The organism is Dyella lipolytica (assembly GCF_030160075.1).
GTDB classification, from domain to species: domain Bacteria; phylum Pseudomonadota; class Gammaproteobacteria; order Xanthomonadales; family Rhodanobacteraceae; genus Dyella_B; species Dyella_B lipolytica.
This window is the reverse complement of sequence record NZ_BSNQ01000003.1, coordinates 291794-309881: the sequence shown is the minus strand read 5'-3', so window position 1 is coordinate 309881 and position 18088 is coordinate 291794. Positions and strand designations below refer to the sequence as shown.

Here is an 18088-nt window from a genome sequence, read left to right as displayed (position 1 = left end):
GCATTGCAACAAGGGCATGGCCTTGCGCATTAAGCCCCCACGGGTGAAATAGGCAGATTGAAGCCTCGTAGAATGCGTACCCGGTTCAGCTCATCGCAATCGACCAGGGCCAGTAGACGCCCATCGTTGCCGAATGCGGCGGATCGCTCATGCCGGGCCTCGGCGGGCCAGTCGATCTGACGGCCCTGTGAGACAGCCTGGCTGGATTCGGCGTCGAAATGCAGCGCGGGAAGGTCCGCCACCCCTGCCGAAAGCGGCAATACCAGCCGATCCACCGTCTCTTCGCCCTGCTCTGCCGCCTCGCGGAGCTGGTCCAGGCTCACCATTACCGGCTCCCGGAATGGATCCACCCATAGTCGCCGCAGCGCGATCACGTGTGCACCACAGCCCAATCGCTCGCCCAAATCGACCGCCAGACTGCGGATGTACGTTCCGGAACCGCATTCCACGTGCAGCGTGAGGATGTCCGCGGTGCGCGAGACGAGTTCCAACCGATCGATCTCGACCTCGCGCGGCGGAGCCTGAACGGCTTCGCCCCGGCGCGCCTTGAGGTAAAGCGGCTCACCGTCCTGTTTCAGGGCCGAATACACCGGTGGTACCTGAACAATGCGCCCGCGAAAAGCGGCGAGCGCAGCCTCGATCGCGGCATCATCCAGAGGCGGTATCGGTCGCTGGTCGATGATCTGGCCCTCGAGGTCCGCGGTCGTGGTGGTGGCGCCGAGCCGGCATTCGGCAACGTAAGCCTTGCGCGATCCCAGGAGATTGCCGGCGATCTTGGTCGCCTCGCCAAAGCACAGCGGCAATAGGCCCGTGGCGAGCGGATCGAGGGCGCCGGTGTGGCCGCCTTTGGCCGCGCGCAGGATGGCCAGCGCCATCTGCAGCCCCTTGTTGGAGCTCATGCCCAGCGGCTTGTCGAGCAACAGGATGCCGTGCAGGTCACGGGCACCGGGACGATGGCGACGACGACTCATGGTGACGGGTGAAACCGGTTCGTAAACTCAGCTTTCGCCATCATCCGACGAAGCGTCCACGGAGTCCTGGCGCAGCAGATGCTCGATGCGCTCGCCCTTGTCTACCGAATCGTCGTATTTGAAACGCAATTCGGGCACCCGTCGCAAGCGCATTTGGCGCGACAGTGTGCGGCGAAATTCAACGGCCAATTGGTTCAGCGCCTTCACTGCCTCTTTGGATTGCGCAGGCAACAAGGCGGTGACCCACACCGTGGCCCAATCAAGATCGCGTGTTACTTCCACATCCGACACGCTGACCGACGGCAGGCCGTGATCGCGCACTGCTCCGTGAACCAGCGTGCCGATCTCACGGCGAAGTTCGGCGCCGACGCGGTCTGTGCGTTTGAAGTCGCGTGAGGGCATGGCAGCCGCTCCTATTTGATAACGATACGACACCGCGTAGCGACGGTGACCTGCTCACCATTTTCCCGCTGGGAAAGACGATGAGTGAGGGCAGTGCTTGCTCCGCCTTTCATAAAGCCTGAGGCAAGATCAACCCTACACCTGAACCCTCTCCCGACGGGAGAGGGTTCGATGGTTTTTACAGCGTGCGGGCGACTTCGATGCGTTCGAAGCACTCGATCTGATCACCCACTTTCACGTCGTTGTACTGTTTCACGGCGATACCGCATTCCATGCCGTTACGCACTTCGTCGACCAGGTCCTTGAAGCGGCGCAGCGACTCGAGTTCGCCCTGGAAGATCACCGTGTTGTTACGCAGCACGCGGATCGGCTTGCTGCGCTTGACCGTACCTTCCGTGACCATACAGCCGGCGACCGCGCCGAACTTGGAGCTGCGGAACACATCGCGCACTTGAGCCACGCCGATGATTTCCTCGCGCACTTCCACGCCGAGCAAACCGGATGCTGCCTGTTTCACCTGATCGATCACGTCATAGATGATCGAGAAGTAGCGTACGTCCAGACCCGAGGTTTCGATCACCTTGCGCGCGGAGGCATCCGCACGCACGTTGAAGCCGATGACCAACGCCTTCGATGCGGCCGCCAACGTGGCGTCGGATTCGGTGATGCCGCCGACACCGGCTGCGATCACGTTCACCTTCACGTTCTCGTTACCGATCTGACTGAGCGATTCGCGCAACGCCTGCACCGAACCCTGCACGTCTGCCTTGACGAGAATGTTGAGCGTTTGCTGTTCGGTCGCCTGCCCCATCTGCGCCATGATGTCTTCGAGGCGGTTGGCCTTGCTGACCATGCGCGTCTCGCGGCGCTTGAGCTGACGTTCCGCTGCCACTTCGCGCGCCAGACGCTCGTCGGCCACGGCGACAAAGTCATCGCCCGCTTCCGGCACGCCGGAAAGACCCAGCACCTGCACAGGAATCGACGGACCCGCTTCCTGCACGGTCTTGCCGGTCTCGTCGACCAGCGCGCGCATACGGCCATATTCGATGCCGCACACGACGAAGTCGCCGCGCTTGAGCGTGCCCTGCTGCACCAGCACCGTCGCCACTGGGCCGCGACCGCGATCCAGGCTGGATTCGATCACCACACCAGAGGCCGGGCCGTCATGCACCGCGGTCAGCTCCATCACCTCGGCCTGCACCGAGATGGCGTCGAGCAGGTCGTCGATACCCATGCCCGTCTTCGCCGATACCGGCACGAACGGTGTGTCGCCACCCCATTCTTCCGGAATCACTTCGAGATTGCCGAGGCCCTGCTTGACGTGGTCCGGATTCGCATCGGACTTGTCCATCTTGTTGATCGCGACGATCAGCGGCACCTTGGCGGCACGCGCATGCTGCACAGCCTCGATCGTCTGCGGCATGACGCCGTCGTCGGCAGCCACCACCAGCACCACGATATCCGTGGACTGCGCACCGCGTGCGCGCATCGATGTAAAGGCGGCGTGGCCAGGGGTGTCGAGGAAGGTGATCACGCCCTTGGGCGTTTCCACGTGATACGCACCGATGTGCTGGGTAATGCCACCCGCTTCACCCGAAGCAACCTTGGTGCGACGGATGTAGTCGAGTAGCGAAGTCTTACCGTGATCGACGTGGCCCATGATGGTGACCACTGGCGGACGCGTGGAGCGCTCGCCGTCGAGTTCCGCATTCTGCGTGTGCGCGGCCAGGGCGGATTCGGCGTCGTTCTGGTTGGCGTCGACCGGCGTGTGGCCGAGCTCTTCCACCACCAGCACGGCGGTGTCGTGGTCGATGGTCTGGTTGATGGTCGCCATCACGCCCATCTTGAACAGCGCCTTGACCACCTCGGAACCCTTGACCGCCATCTTCTGCGCGAGCTCGGCAACGACGTTGGCATCGCCCACGACGACTTCGCGCACGACCGGTGCGGTCGGACGCGAGAAGGCATGCGCACCGCCTGCCGCCGGAGCACCGCCGCGCGAAACTTCGCGCACGGCACCCTTGCCAGATTTGCCTCGCTTATTGGAACGACGAGCGCGATCAGCTTCGGACAGATGCAATTCGCCCGCGGCGAAACGCTTGCCGCCCGGCCCTTCATCACGGTCACGGCCACCGCCACCGCCGTGACGCGCCTTGCCGCCACGACCAGCATCGCCCGCGCTCGGCGCAGGCGTCGGTGCGGGCGCAGGAGCCGGCGCCGCCGCCACGACCACCGGCTTCTTTTCGCGCTTGCGCGGTTCGTGGATGCGGGGAAGGATCATGCCCAGCGACTTTTGATCGATGCGCTGTACCGACGGTGATTCCGGCGCGGCCGTTTCGCCTTGCTCAACGGCTTCGGCTGCGATCGGGCCGGCAAGCTCTTCGTCAGCAACGTGTTCTTCGGCTTCAGGCTCAGCAGCCTGCGCTTCGGCAGCGGCCTGCGCCTCGATGCGCGCACGCTCTGCTTCGGCTTCGCGACGGGCGGCCTCTTCGGCACGCTCGCGCGCCTCGTCCTGGCGCCGACGCTCTACATCGACGCGTTCGTTTTCTTCGTGCTCGCGCTGCTGTTGCGATTCGTGCAGTTTGCGCAGCGCATCCTCGCGCTCCGGCTCCGCACTGGCTTCCTCGGCAATCACGCTACGCTTGACGTAGGTGCGCTTGGCGCGCACTTCCACGTTGACCGTCTTAGCGCTGCTCTGCGTGCCGCGACCGCCAGGTGTGGCGACCTTGAGCTCGCTGATCTTGCGACGCTTGAGGGTGATCTGCCGGGGAGCAGAGTCTTCTGCTTCGGGGGCCACATCGGCCTTGCCGTGTGTACGGCGCAGGAAACCCAACAGCTTCACCTTTTCGGTGCTGCTGATGACCTGCTCCGGATCGGAGAATTTCATGCCCGCTTCGCCAAGCTGGGTTAGCAGCTTGTCGACCGGCAGGCCCAATACCTGGGCGAGTTGTTTGATTGTGACGTCCGACATCGTGTTCTTTCTCCGCCGTTCCCGCGCTTATCGTCCGTACAAAAGTTTTTGTACGGTCACCTCCATCCTTGGCGGAGACCCAGTAGGTCTCCCGGCGCGCCCATCCAGGGCGCGGCCGCTCGCGGTTAGCCGCCCTTCTCCAGTCGAGCAATCATCGGCGCACGTGCCGCCATGATGAGTGCCGCAGCCCGATCTTCGTCCATGCCTTCGATATCGATCAGGTCGTCGACCGCGAGGTCGGCCAGATCGTCCACGGTGACAACGCCGCGCTCGGCGAGCGCATACGCCGTCGATTCATCCATGCCTTGCAGTTCAAGCAATTCCTGCGACGGCTGGTGTTCGTCGATGTTTTCTTCGACGGCCAGCGCCTCAGTCAGCAACGAGTCGCGGGCACGGGCACGCAGTTCCTCGACGATATCCTCGTCGAAGCCTTCGATGGCCAGCAGCTCGGCGCTCGGTACATAGGCGATTTCCTCGACGCTGGAGAAACCTTCCTGCACGAGGATGTTGGCGATTTCCTGGTCCACTTCCAGCTTGTCCATGAACAGCTGGCGGGCAGATTCCTGTTCGGCCTCGCTCTTGGCGGCGACCTGGTCCTGAGTCATCACGTTGAGCTGCCAGCCCGTGAGCTTACTGGCAAGGCGCACGTTCTGGCCGCCGCGGCCGATGGCCTGCGAGAGCTTGTCCTCGGCCACAGCGATATCCATGGAGTGCTTGTCTTCATCCATGATGATGGACTGCACTTCGGCCGGCGCCATGGCGTTAATTACGTACTGGGCCTGGTTCTCGTGCCACAGGATGATGTCCACGCGCTCGCCGTTGAGCTCGTTGGACACAGCCTGCACGCGCGAGCCGCGCATACCGATGCACGCGCCGATAGGATCGGTGCGGCTGTCATGCGCCACCACGGCGATCTTGGCGCGGTCGCCGGGATCGCGGGCGCAGCCCTTGATCTCGACCAGACCCTGGCCCACTTCCGGCACTTCGAGCTTGAACAGCTCGATCATGAATTCCGGTGCGGCGCGCGACACGAACAACTGCGGGCCGCGCACTTCGGAGCGCACTTCCTGCAGATAGCCGCGCACGCGGTCGCCGACGCGATGCGATTCGCGCGGAATCGTCTTGTCGCGCGGAATGAAAGCTTCCGCATTGCCGCCGAGATCGAGATAGACATTGCCGCGCTCGACGCGCTTGACGATGCCGGTGACCAGCTCGCCGACGCGATCCTTGAACGCATCGACCACCTGCTGGCGCTCGGCCTCGCGCACGCGCTGCACGATCACCTGTTTGGCGGCCTGGGCGGCGATACGGCCGAATTCGGCGTTCTCGATCTGCTGCTCGATGAATTCACCGATGGCGGCGTCTGCACGCTCGTCTACGGCATCCATCAGGCGCAACTGGCGGAACGGCGACTCCATCTCTCCGTCGTCGGCGATCACTTCCCAGCGACGGAAGGTTTCGTAGTCGCCCGAGTTGCGATCGATGCTGACGCGAATATCCGGATCTTCGTCCGGATAGCGCTTTTTCGCGGCCGACGCCAACGCAGCTTCCATGGCCAGGAAGATCACGTCACGCGGCACACCTTTTTCGTTGGCAACTGCATCAACCACCAGCAAAAGTTCTTTGCTCATTGCAACCACTCCGTGAACGCCGTCCGGCGTTCCTTCGACAGATTGAATTATTTCGACTCTTTCTTACCCGGCTTGCGACCGCCGGGCTTGGGCTGCGGCACGTAACCGAGCGCCACCCAGTCCGGCACGATGCGCGCGCTTTCCACCGCATCGTGCTCGAATTGAAAAACCTTGCCTTCAGCTTCCAGCGCGATCTGGCTGCCTTCCACCGATACCACCTTGCCGCGCAACCGACGGCGACCTTCGAGCGGTGCCTTCAACAGCACTTTCACTTCCTGACCGACCACTTTCGCGAACTGATCGGCGGTAAACAGCGGACGATCGATGCCCGGCGATGACACTTCCAGCACGTAATGGCCGGGAATGGGATCCTCGACGTCCAACAAAGCCGAAAGCTCGCGGCTGGCCGCCTCGCAGTCATCGAGGTTGACCTCGCGCCCTTCGGCATTCAAGTAGACGCGCAGCGTACTCTGCCCCTGCGATGGAGTGAATTCCACACCAAGGCATTCCAGCTGGAGATCCGCCAGTACATCGGTGAAGCGTTGTGCCAGAACTTGCGTGTCCATATCCGTCTACCGTCGCCAGAAACAAAAAATGGGCTCAAGCGGCCCATTCCCTTATCTCGCCGATGTCCCGACTCTTCCAGGCTCTTTCCGCGCACCCGTCATAGCAAAAAAAGCCAGACAAAATGCACCGCAATCCTTGCGCCCAACAAAAAAGCCTCACGAGGAGGCTTTCTTGTCCAAGAAAGATCTGGTAGCGGGGGCAGGATTCGAACCTGCGACCTTCGGGTTATGAGCCCGACGAGCTGCCAGACTGCTCCACCCCGCATCAGAGTCCGAGAATATTAGCGAGATGGCCGGATTCTTGCAAGCCTAAACTCGTTATTTCTCGCTCCGTGCGAGCGAAACACACTTCTCAACCTGCAAAAGCCTGCTTGCACCAACCTAGCAGCGGACCCCAGTAAAGACCCAGTGCGAGCAACGCCAGTGCATTCAGCGATAAAGCCACGCGCAATGTGAAATCGGGTTGAAGACGAACTTCGGTACCAGCAACCGGCTTGTCGAAGTACATCACCTTCACGACATGCAAGTAGTAGTAGAGCCCGATGATCGCGAACACTGCACCGACGATGGCCAACCACATCATGCCCGCGTGGATCGCGGCCTGCAGTACCAGCAGCTTGGCGAAGAAGCCGAACAGCGGCGGCACACCAGCCAGCGAGAACAACGACAGCATCATGAGGAACGCCATCCACGGCGCACGCTGATTGAGACCCTTGAAGTCTTCGATCTCTTCGCACTCGAAGCCCGCACGGCTCAGCGCAAGAATCACGCCGAAGGCCGCGGTCGACATCAACGCATAGCTGATCGCATAGAACATCGCCGCGGCATAGCCTTCCGGCCCTGCGTTGACCAGACCCAGCAGCAGGTAGCCCATATGGGAAATAGTCGAATAGGCGAGCAAGCGTTTGAGATTGCTCTGCACGATAGCGACCAGATTACCGATAGCTAGCGACAACACCGCCAACACCGCCAACATCAATTGCCAATGCTGGGAAAGATCGCCCATGCCGGATTCGAGCAAACGGAACGCCATGCCGAATGCAGCCAGCTTCGGCGCCGAACCGATGAACACCGTAACGGCCGTGGGCGAGCCTTGATAGACGTCCGGAATCCACATATGGAACGGCGCAGCACCCAGCTTGAACGCAATGCCGATGATCATGAAGATCAGGCCGAACACCAGCAGGTGCGGCATCGTGCTTTGCGGGATCGCATCATGCAGATGCGCCAAATCCAAGGTACCGGTAGCACCGTAGAGCATCGACATGCCGTAGAGCAGCATGCCCGAGGCGAGCGCACCGAGCACGAAATACTTGATCGCAGCTTCGGAAGAAAGTTTTGAATCGCGGTTAAGAGCAACCAGTGCGTAAGACGAGAGCGTCAGCAGCTCCAGTCCCAGGTAGATCATGATCAGGTTGCCGGCCGAGACCAGCAGCATCACTCCGATAATCGCAAAGATCATCAGCGTATAGAACTCGCCCACGAACAGCTTGCGATCGACCAGGTATGGACGCGCGTAGATGAACACCAGGATCGTGCTCAGCAAGGCAAATACCTTGAGGATCTCAGCCACGCCATCGCGGATAAACATGCCGTTGAATGCGGTGACCGAACCGCTCGGCTGCCCACGCACCACCAGGTAGATGGTCACGACCAGCACCGCGATGGAAATCCAGTGCAGGAAGGGGCGCTCGGCAGGCTTCATGAAAGCATCGGCCACCAAAATGACGCACGCCGCGGCAACCAGAAAAAACTCCGGCAGCATGATAAGAATGTCATTGAAATTCGGCATGGGCGCTCTCGATCAGACCTTGTGAATGGCCAACACTTGGACCAGTTGTGTCACCGAACTGTCCATCAGATGGATCAGCGGCTCGGGCCAGACGCCGACAATAAGCACCAATGCGGCGAACGCACCCAGCACAAGGGTTTCGCGTCCGTTGATGTCTTTCATTTCTGCCACATGGGGGTTGGTCACCTCGCCCCACAGCACTCGCTTGACCAGCCACAACGTGTAAGCGGCGCCGATGATCAGGGTGAAGGCGGCAAACAGTGCAATCCATGGATTGGCACTGAAGCTGGCCAGGATCACCATGAATTCACCCACGAAACCGCTGGTGCCCGGCAAACCGCAGTTGGCCATCGCGAACAGCACATAGAAGAAACCGAACCACGGCATCACATTGATCACGCCGCCGTAGTCCTTGATCGAGCGAGTATGCAGGCGGTCATACAACACGCCGATGCACGAGAACATCGCGCCCGAGATAAAACCGTGCGAGATCATCTGCACCATCGCACCCTGCATGCCCAGCCGTGCGGCATCGGTATTGCCCTGCTCGCGCACCAGCATGAAGGCGATGAACACGCCCAGCGTCACGAAACCCATGTGTGCCACAGACGAATACGCCACCAGCTTCTTCATGTCGTCCTGCACCAGCGCCACATAGCCGATGTAGACCACGGCGATCAGGCTGAGCAGGATCACTACCCACGCAAATTGCATCGACGCGTCCGGCACGATCGGCAAACTGAAACGCAGGAAACCGTATCCGCCGATCTTCAGCATCACCGCCGCCAGTACCACGGAACCACCGGTGGGTGCTTCCACGTGCGCATCCGGCAACCACGTATGCACCGGCACCATCGGCACCTTCACCGCAAACGCAATCAGGAAGGCGAAGAACAACCAGCTCTGCTCTTTCAGCGTCAAGGGCAAGGCCGCCAGCGTGTGCAAATCGAACGTGCCTGCCTTCAGGTACAGGTAGATCAGGCCGATCAACATGAAGATCGAGCCGAGGAAGGTATAAATGAAGAACTTCAGCGTGGCGTAGACGCGACGCGGACCACCCCAGATACCGATGAGAATAAACATCGGGATCAGCATCGCCTCGAAGAACACGTAGAACAGCAAGGCATCGGTGGCGCAGAACACGCCGATCATTAGGCCTTCGAGCACCAGCATCGCGGCCATGTACTGATGCGGATTGTCCTGGATCACCTCCCAGGCACCCACGATGACCAGGATGCCCACGAACGTGGTCAGCAGGATCAGTGCGACCGAAATACCGTCGACGGCCAGGCTGTAATGCACGTTCAGTGCGGCAATCCACAGATGGCTTTCGGCCAGCTGCATGCCGCCCGCATCCGCGTGGTACTGCGGGATGAGGTACAGGCTGACGGCGAAAGTAAGCACCGCCATCAACAAGGCCAGCCAACGGGCTGTATTGGGACGACTGGAGCCGGCCAGCAGGACAGGCACCGCGCCTGCGATGGGCAGCCAGATCAGCAGGCTGAGCAGATGATTGAACATGGAGCTCGCTTCCCTTATTGCCCGATCAGCCAATACCCGCCAAGCAGCAGGATCAGGCCGAGAATCATCGCAAAGGCGTAGTGGTACAGATAACCGGACTGGACACGACGCATGCCGGAGGCAATGCGTTGGACCAGGCTCGCCGAACCGTCGATCAGCACACCGTCGATCACGGCGGCATCGCCGCCCTTCCAGAACATGCGGCCCAACATGACGCCGCCGCGCGCAAAGATCGCAAAGTAGATGTCGTCAACCCAGTACTTACGGTCGAGAATCGTCCACAGCGGCTTTAGCGCGTTCTTGATCTTGCCGGCCATGGCTGGGTTGAACAGGTAAATGTAGGTCGTGATGATGAATGCGAGCACGATCAGGATGAATGGCAACTGCGTGAAGCCGTTAAGCGCCATCGCCAGCGAGCCGTGAAACTCCTTCCCTATCTCGCCCAGTACGTTGTTCGCTTCGTTCACATGCACGGCACCTCCGAACCAGCCGCCGAACAGCACCGGCTGGACCGTGAAGTAACCCACCAATAGCGACGGAATGGCCAACAGGATCAGCGGCAACGTCACCACCCACGGCGATTCCTTGGGTGCATGATGCAGCACACCGGGCTCGAGATGACCGTGATCATCATGATGATCATCGGCGCCATGCGCGTCGTGATGATCGTGGCCGTGGTGCTCGATCACTTTGAAGCGTTCCTTGCCATGGAAGGTCATGTACATCTGGCGGAACGTATACGTAGCGGTCACGAAGGCACCGGCCATGACGCAGAAGTACGCGTAACCCGAGCCCCAGCGATGCGAATCATGCACCGCGTCGATGATCGAGTCCTTCGAATAGAACCCCGCAAAGAACGGCACACCGCACAAGGCCAACGCACCGATCCACATCGTGATCCAGGTGATCGGCATGTACTTGCGCAGGCCGCCCATGTAACGCATGTCCTGCTCATGGTGCATGGCGATGATCACCGAACCGGCGCCGAGGAACAGCAGCGCCTTGAAAAACGCGTGGGTCATCAGGTGGAACACCGCTCCGGCATAAGCCGACACGCCGAGCGCCACCGTCATGTAGCCGAGCTGCGACAGCGTCGAATACGCCACCACGCGCTTGATATCGTTCTGCACGATGCCGATCAGGCCGGTGAACAACGCGCCGGTGGCACCGATCACCAACACAAAGCTGAGCGCGGAATCCGACAGCTCATACAGCGGCGACATGCGCGCCACCATGAAGATGCCGGCGGTCACCATCGTCGCGGCGTGGATCAGCGCGGAGATCGGGGTCGGGCCTTCCATCGAATCGGGCAGCCACACATGCAGCGGCACCTGCGCCGATTTACCCATCGCACCGATGAACAACAAGATGCAGATCACCGTTGCCGCATCCCAGTGGATGCTCTGGGTCAGCGTTAGCGTCTTGCCGACCAGCGTCGGAGCGGTGGAAAACGCCGTGGCGTAATCCAGCGTCCCCAGGAAATACAGGATCGCGGCGATACCGAGCAGGAAACCGAAGTCGCCCACGCGGTTGACGATAAACGCCTTGAGGTTGGCGAAGATCGCGGTCGGACGCTTGTACCAGAAGCCGATCAGCAGATACGACACCAGGCCCACCGCTTCCCAGCCGAAGAACAGCTGCAGGAAGTTATTGCTCATCACGAGCATCAACATCGAGAAGGTGAACAGCGAGATGTAGCTGAAGAAACGCTGGTATCCGTCGTCATCGGCCATGTAGCCAATGGTGTACACGTGCACCAGCAGCGACACGAACGTGACCACCACCATCATCATGGCGGTAAGGCGATCGATCAGGAAACCAACGGTGGCGGTGTATTTGCCGATCTCGAACCACGTGTAGATATTGTGGTTGTAGACCGGCGCACCGCCCATCGTGATCTGGTACAGCACGTAGAACGATAGGCCGCAGGAAATCAGCAGACCCAGAATGGTGACGCTGTGCGCGCCGACCCTGCCGATCTGCTTGCCGAGAAACCCGGCGAGCAAACAACCGACCAGCGGCGCCAGTGCGATAGTCAACAGTATGGAGGTGGAAAGTTCCATGTGCTCAACCCTTCATGCTGTCGATTTCGGCGATGTTGACCGTGCTGCGGTTACGGAACAGCAAGACCAGGATCGCCAGGCCGATGGCGGATTCCGCCGCGGCCACGGTAAGGATGAAGAAAACGAAGACCTGTCCCGCCACGTCATGATTGAAACGCGAGAAGGCCACGAAGTTGATATTGACGGCGAGCAGCATCAACTCGATCGCCATCAGCAGTACGATCACGTTCTTGCGATTGATGAACAGTCCAGCCACCGAGATGCAGAACAGGATCGCGCCGAGCACGATGTAATGCGAAAGCGTAATCATGGCTTGGGCTCCTCGGCCGGTGCGGACTGGCTACCTGGCTCGCCGACGATTGGGCGCTCCGCTGCCATCTTCACGATACGGACGCGGTCGCGCGCATTCACAGCAACCTGTTCGCTAGCCTGCTGATGACGCACGCCGGTGCGCTGGCGCAAGGTAAGCGCCACGGCGGCGATCACGCCCACGGTAAGGATCAGCGCGGCCACTTCGAACGGCAGCAGGTACTGCGTGTACAGCGCCATACCCAGCCACGCGGTATTGGACATGCCCGCGGCGGTGGCCGGGTTCACGCCCATCGTCTGGGCATGCATCACGCGCACACCGATCAGACCTAGCATTTCCACCAGCATCACGACCGCGACGACCAGGCCGACCGGCAGGAACTTTACGAAACCTTCGCGCAGTTTCTCTTGGTCGATGTCCAGCATCATCACCACGAACAGGAACAGCACCATCACCGCACCGACGTACACCACGATGAGTGCAATGGCGAGGAACTCGGCCTCCGCCAGCATCCAGATGCAGGCCGTGCTGAAGAAGGTGAGCACAAGGGCCAGCACCGCGTGCACCGAGTTGCGCAGCGTGATCACCGACAGCGCCGCGATCACGGTCACCGCAGCGAACGCATAGAAACAGACGAGTTGGAACATTTGCGGATCAATCATGATGTCCCGTCCTCAACGATAGGCCGCGTCTTGCGCACGGGCCGCGGCGATATCGGCTTCGAAGCGGTCGCCGATGGCCAGTAACTGCAGCTTGTTCACCACATTCTCGCCACGGTGCTCGAAGTGGTATTCGTGCACATGCGTCTCGACGATCGAGTCCACCGGACAGCTTTCTTCGCAGAAGCCACAGTAGATGCACTTGAACAGGTCGATGTCGTAACGAGTGGTACGGCGCTGACCGTCACTGGCGCGCGGCGCAGAATCGATCGTGATCGCCAACGCCGGGCACACCGCCTCGCAGAGTTTGCACGCGATGCAACGCTCTTCACCATTGGCGTAACGGCGCAGCGCGTGCAGACCGCGGAAGCGGTTGGACTTGGGGATATGCTCCATCGGATAGCGCATCGTGTACTTGGGGCTGAACAGATACTTCCAGGTCAGCACCATGCCCTTGAGCAATTCGATGAGCAGCAGGCTTTTGAAATAGTTGGTAATGCGAGACATGGCTTTCTTTAGCCCCCCGTGCCGATGTGAACCCAGCCGTAGTACTTCATGCAGCCGGCGACGAACACCCACACGATGGCGATGGGAATGAATACCTTCCAACCCAGACGCATGATCTGGTCATAGCGATAGCGCGGGAAAGTGGCGCGGAACCAGAGGAACAGGAACGCGAAGAAGAACGCCTTCGCCAATAGCCAGATGAAACTGGTGTGCCCAAGCACCGGCACGCTTTCCGGGAACGGACTCAACCAGCCGCCCATGAACAGGAGCGAAGCCAGGAAGCTCACCAGGATCATGTTGGCGTATTCGGCCAGGAAGAACAGCGCGAATGTCGAGCCCGAATATTCCACGTGGAAACCGGCGACGATTTCCGATTCGCCTTCCGCTACGTCGAAGGGCGCACGATTGGTTTCGGCCACGCCCGAGACGAAATAGACCACGAACACCGGCAGCAACGGCCACATGAACCAGTCCAGGATGCCCTTATGACCGGCCTGTGCATTGACGATGTCAGTGAGGTTGAGGCTGCCCGCCAGCACCAGCACACAGACCAGGCACAGACCCATCGCCAGTTCGTAGGAGATCACCTGCGCCGCCGAACGCATCGCACCCAGTAGCGCATAGCGCGAGTTGGAGGCCCAACCAGCGAGGATGATGCCGTACACACCTAGCGAGGTCATGGCGAGCAGATAGAGCAAACCCGCGTTGGCGTTGGACAAAGCAAAGCGCGCACCGAAAGGTATCACCGCCCATGCTGCCAACGCCGGAATCAATGCCAGCAACGGTGCCGTGTAGTACAGGAACTTGTTGGCATTGGTGGGCAGGATCACTTCTTTGCAAATCAGCTTCACCACGTCGGCGAAGGCTTGCAGCAAGCCCAACGGACCGATCTGGTTGGGCCCCATGCGCACGTGCATCCAGCCCAGGACCTTGCGCTCCCAGTACACGTACAGCGCCACCGTGAGAGTGAGCGGAAGAACGACCGCCACGACCAGCAATATGGGAATGATTAGCTGATGGAGAATCTGATCGCCCATGGTTTACGCCTTGCTCAAGGTGATGGCCGCGCCGTAAGGCGGCAGCGTCGCGGTCTGATCGTGTGCGGCTTCGATCCACACAGCGCCATCGGGCACCGTTGAATCGATGACCAGCGGCAGGACGACGTTCGCAAGCTTGACCAGGCCACCCTCAGCCAGGCCCTGACGCTGCGCTTCTTCCGCGTTTACGCGCACGGCTGCTGCACGATTGAGCGGATGCGCCTGCAGAGCCGTGGCGCGGCGAACCACAGCGTCGCTGCGATAAATCGGCCACGTCGCAAGGCGGCTCAGCCCCTGCACGGTCTTGCGTGCGGAAAGCCCCTGCTTCGCCACCGCCACGTGCTCAGTGATGCCGTTGCGCAAACCGGCGAGATCATCGAATTCGAAGCCCGGCAACTTCATCTGGCCACCGAGGGCACGCAGCACCTTCCAACCCGCGCGTACATCGGTACCCGGTGCCTTGGCACCCGCTTCCACGTGCTGTGCGAGACCGTCGACGTTCACGAGCGTACCGTCGATCTCCGGCAGCAGGCCGATCGGCAAAATGACGTCGGCCACATCGCGAAGTTGCGGCGTAGCAAACGCGGCAAACGCGATGATGTGCTGGGTACCGTGCAGCGCATTGACTACAGCCGAACCGTCGGCGAAGTCGTGCGGCAATTCCACGCCGTAAAGCACATAGCCTTTACGCGGCTGCGCCAGCATGGCTTGCGCATCCAGACCACCGTTGCCTGGTAGCACGCCGACCTTGGCCAGACCGATGGCGTTGGCGCCAGCCGGCAACTCGTTGTAAGCGGCCCCCGTGGCTTCGGCGACGAAGCGTGCGATGGCACGCAGCCACGAAGCCTGCGGATGCGTCACAGCGGCATCGCCCAGAATCACCACGGCATGACCGGACTTGAGCGCCGCGATCGCATCGCTGTCGCCCTGATCGTTTGCAGCACTGTTGATGGCATCGGCGAGATTCGCCGGAGCCGTCGCGCCAGCAGCTACCGCCGCCTTCGCCAACGACAACAACGCATCGACCAACGCATGCGGCGCAACGATGGCTTCGCCGGCCAGCTTGTAGTTGAAGTGGAACTCTGCCGGATTGACGGCGTAAACCTTGGCGCCCTTCTTCACCGCCTGATGAATGCGGTGGTTGAGCAGCGGCATCTCGTAGCGGAGATTGGAGCCGACCAGCAGCGCCGCCTTCACCTTGTCGACTTCCGCCACCGGCATGCCGAACGGCTGCGCAACGGCGTTGTCGGCGAAATCGAGCTGACGCAGACGATGATCGATGTGAGCGCTGCCCAAACCGTGCGCAAGACGCACGAGCAGGTCGCCTTCCTCGTTGGTGGTGGACGGATGCACCAGCACGCCGACATCACTACCAGGAACGCTCTTCAGCGCGTCGGCGGCAACCGCCAAAGCGTCGTCCCACGTCGTACCCTGCCACTGACCGTTGCGCTTCACTTCGGGAGTACGCACGCGGTCGGCGGCATACAGACCCTGATGGCTATAACGGTCGCGATCGGACAGCCAGCATTCGTTGATGGCTTCGTTATCGCGCGGCACCGTGCGCAGCACCTCACCGCGGCGCGTATGCAGCCAGAGATTCGAGCCCAACGCATCGTGATAGGCGATCGATGGTTTGGCGATCAGCTCCCACGCACGTGCCTTGAACTGGAACGGCTTGTTGGTAAGCGCGCCGACCGGGCACACATCGATGATGTTGCCCGACAGCTCGGTTTCCAGCGTCTTGCCGATGTACGTACCGATCTGCAGGTTCTCGCCGCGGCTCATGCCGCCCAGCTCATAAGTGCCGGCGATTTCGCTGGTGAAGCGTACGCAGCGCGTGCACTGGATGCAGCGAGTCATCTCGGTAGCGACCAGCGAGCCGAGGTTTTCATCGGCGATAGTGCGCTTGCGTTCGGTGTAGCGCGACACGCTACGACCGTAGCCGAGCGCCACGTCCTGCAGTTCGCATTCGCCACCCTGATCGCAGATCGGGCAGTCGAGTGGGTGGTTGATCAGCAGGAATTCCATCACGTCGCGCTGGTACTTCAGCGCGCCGGCGGTACGCGTCGTGACCTTCATGCCTTCGGCCACCGGCGTGGCGCACGCGGGTTGCGGCTTGGGCATGGGGCGGCCGCCCATTTCCACTTCCACCAGGCACATACGGCAGTTGGCGGCGATAGGAAGTTTGCGGTGATAGCAGAAGCGCGGAATCGCGACGCCGATAGCGTCGGCCGCTTCGATGATCATCGCGCCCTTGCGAATCTGTGTCGGCTTGCCATCGATTTCGATGTTCAGCAGATCAGGCGCGGTATTGGCTGGCTGCGCACTCATGCAGCGACTCCACGGCGGGTTTCGGCAAGCTGGTCTTCGGTCATCGACCGGCCGTGCTGCACGTAGTATTCGAATTCATCCCAGAACTTGGCGAGGAAGCCCTGCACTGGCCACGCGGCGGCTTCGCCGAACGCGCAGATCGTGTGGCCTTCGATCTGGCCCGCGATAGCCTTCAAGCGATGCAGATCGTCCAGCGTGCCCTTGCCTTCCACGATGCGGGTCAGCACGCGGTACATCCAGCCCGTGCCTTCGCGACACGGGGTGCACTGGCCGCAGGATTCGGCGTGATAGAACTGCGAGATGCGATGGCAGGCTTTGACCATGCAGGTAGTCTCGTCCATCACGATCACAGCGCCGGAGCCCAGGCCCGAACCTGCCTTCTGCAGACAGTCGTAGTCCATGGTGGCGACCATCATTTCGTCGGCCTTGAGCACCTTCATCGAGGAGCCGCCAGGAATGACCGCCTTGAGCTTGTTGCCGTTGCGAACGCCACCGGCCATCTCAAGCAGATCCTTGAACGATGTGCCGAGGCGGATCTCGAAGTTGCCCGGATGGTTGACGTGACCGGACACCGAGAAGATCTTCGGACCACCGTTGTTTGGTTTGCCGAGATTGAGGAACCACTCGGCACCGTTACGCAGGATCGCGGGCACCGAAGCATACGTCTCGGTGTTGTTGATCGTGGTCGGCTTGCCGTACAGACCGAAGTTGGCCGGGAACGGTGGCTTGAAGCGCGGCTGACCTTTCTTGCCTTCGAGCGATTCCATCAATGCGGTTTCTTCGCCGCAGATGTAAGCACCCGCGCCAAGCGCGCCATAGATGTCCACGTCGATGCCTGTGCCCTGAATATTCTTACCGAGCAGGCCGGCCGCGTAGGCTTCCTTCAGCGCCTCTTCGAAATGCTCGAAGGGCTCATGATGGAATTCACCACGCAGATAGTTGTAGGCCACCGTCGAGCCGGTCGCGTAGCACGCGATCGCCAGGCCTTCGACCACCGCATGCGGGTTGTAGCGCAGGATGTCGCGGTCCTTGGCGGTGCCGGGCTCGGATTCGTCGGAGTTGCAGAGGATGTACTTCTGCATGTTGCCCTTGGGCATGAAGGACCACTTCAAACCGGTGGGAAAGCCCGCACCGCCACGGCCGCGCAGGTTGCTGTTCTTGACGATATCGACGATCGAAGCGGGATCGGGCTTTTCGGCGAGAATCTTCTTCCACGCCTTGTAACCGTCCACTTGCAGATAGCTGTCCATCGCCCACGGCTTGTCGAAATGCAGCGTGGTGTAGACGACCTGGTGTTCCTGGGGTGCGGGTCCGACTGCCATTGCCC

At 60.9% G+C, this 18088-nt stretch carries 14 protein-coding genes and 1 tRNA gene; all 15 read right to left on the bottom strand.

All coding sequences use genetic code 11. The features are described from left to right. Positions 1 to 29 precede the first annotated feature (29 nt). Complete coding sequence (truB, locus tag QQL64_RS02985) at positions 30 to 971, bottom strand: tRNA pseudouridine(55) synthase TruB (RefSeq protein ID WP_284395805.1); 942 nt, start codon at positions 969 to 971, stop codon at positions 30 to 32. 27 nt (positions 972 to 998) lie between these two features. After that, positions 999 to 1373, bottom strand: coding sequence for a 30S ribosome-binding factor RbfA (gene rbfA, locus QQL64_RS02980; protein ID WP_284395804.1), 375 nt, complete (start codon positions 1371 to 1373; stop codon positions 999 to 1001). A 178-nt stretch (positions 1374 to 1551) separates the two neighbouring features. Beyond that, a complete protein-coding gene (gene infB, locus QQL64_RS02975) occupies positions 1552 to 4344 on the bottom strand; it encodes a translation initiation factor IF-2 (RefSeq protein WP_284395802.1) in 2793 nt (930 codons plus the stop codon). A gap of 125 nt (positions 4345 to 4469) precedes the next feature. Further along, a complete protein-coding gene (gene nusA / locus QQL64_RS02970; protein ID WP_284395800.1) occupies positions 4470 to 5975 on the bottom strand; it encodes a transcription termination factor NusA in 1506 nt (501 codons plus the stop codon). A 47-nt stretch (positions 5976 to 6022) separates the two neighbouring features. Continuing rightward, positions 6023 to 6541, bottom strand: a complete 519-nt coding sequence (locus QQL64_RS02965; RefSeq protein WP_284395799.1) for a ribosome maturation factor RimP — start codon at positions 6539 to 6541, stop codon at positions 6023 to 6025. A gap of 188 nt (positions 6542 to 6729) precedes the next feature. After that, a tRNA-Met gene (locus tag QQL64_RS02960) sits at positions 6730 to 6806 on the bottom strand. An 87-nt stretch (positions 6807 to 6893) separates the two neighbouring features. Then, positions 6894 to 8333 (bottom strand): NADH-quinone oxidoreductase subunit NuoN, encoded by a 1440-nt coding sequence (nuoN, locus tag QQL64_RS02955; protein WP_284395797.1) that lies wholly within the window; start codon positions 8331 to 8333, stop codon positions 6894 to 6896. A 12-nt stretch (positions 8334 to 8345) separates the two neighbouring features. Further along, on the bottom strand, positions 8346 to 9854 hold the full coding sequence (locus QQL64_RS02950; protein WP_284395795.1) for an NADH-quinone oxidoreductase subunit M: 1509 nt from the start codon (positions 9852 to 9854) through the stop codon (positions 8346 to 8348). A gap of 14 nt (positions 9855 to 9868) precedes the next feature. Continuing rightward, the gene (gene nuoL, locus QQL64_RS02945; RefSeq protein ID WP_284395793.1) at positions 9869 to 11917 is read right to left on the bottom strand and encodes an NADH-quinone oxidoreductase subunit L; all 2049 of its coding nucleotides are present in this window, start codon (positions 11915 to 11917) and stop codon (positions 9869 to 9871) included. Positions 11918 to 11921: 4 nt separating this feature from the next. Beyond that, complete coding sequence (gene nuoK, locus QQL64_RS02940; protein WP_284395791.1) at positions 11922 to 12227, bottom strand: NADH-quinone oxidoreductase subunit NuoK; 306 nt, start codon at positions 12225 to 12227, stop codon at positions 11922 to 11924. After that, a complete protein-coding gene (locus tag QQL64_RS02935) occupies positions 12224 to 12889 on the bottom strand; it encodes an NADH-quinone oxidoreductase subunit J (RefSeq protein ID WP_284395789.1) in 666 nt (221 codons plus the stop codon). Before QQL64_RS02935 ends, nuoK begins: the two co-directional genes overlap by 4 nt. A gap of 12 nt (positions 12890 to 12901) precedes the next feature. Further along, positions 12902 to 13393, bottom strand: a complete 492-nt coding sequence (nuoI, locus tag QQL64_RS02930) for an NADH-quinone oxidoreductase subunit NuoI (protein WP_115476770.1) — start codon at positions 13391 to 13393, stop codon at positions 12902 to 12904. Between the two features lie 8 nt (positions 13394 to 13401). Then, positions 13402 to 14430 (bottom strand): NADH-quinone oxidoreductase subunit NuoH, encoded by a 1029-nt coding sequence (gene nuoH / locus QQL64_RS02925; RefSeq protein ID WP_115476771.1) that lies wholly within the window; start codon positions 14428 to 14430, stop codon positions 13402 to 13404. Between the two features lie 3 nt (positions 14431 to 14433). Then, positions 14434 to 16761 carry an NADH-quinone oxidoreductase subunit NuoG gene (gene nuoG / locus QQL64_RS02920; RefSeq protein ID WP_284395787.1) on the bottom strand — a complete coding sequence of 776 codons (2328 nt, stop codon included), beginning with the start codon at positions 16759 to 16761 and terminating at the stop codon, positions 14434 to 14436. Next, positions 16758 to 18083 (bottom strand): NADH-quinone oxidoreductase subunit NuoF, encoded by a 1326-nt coding sequence (gene nuoF / locus QQL64_RS02915; RefSeq protein WP_284395785.1) that lies wholly within the window; start codon positions 18081 to 18083, stop codon positions 16758 to 16760. The genes nuoG and nuoF overlap by 4 nt, the downstream gene beginning before the upstream one ends. Positions 18084 to 18088 lie beyond the last annotated feature (5 nt).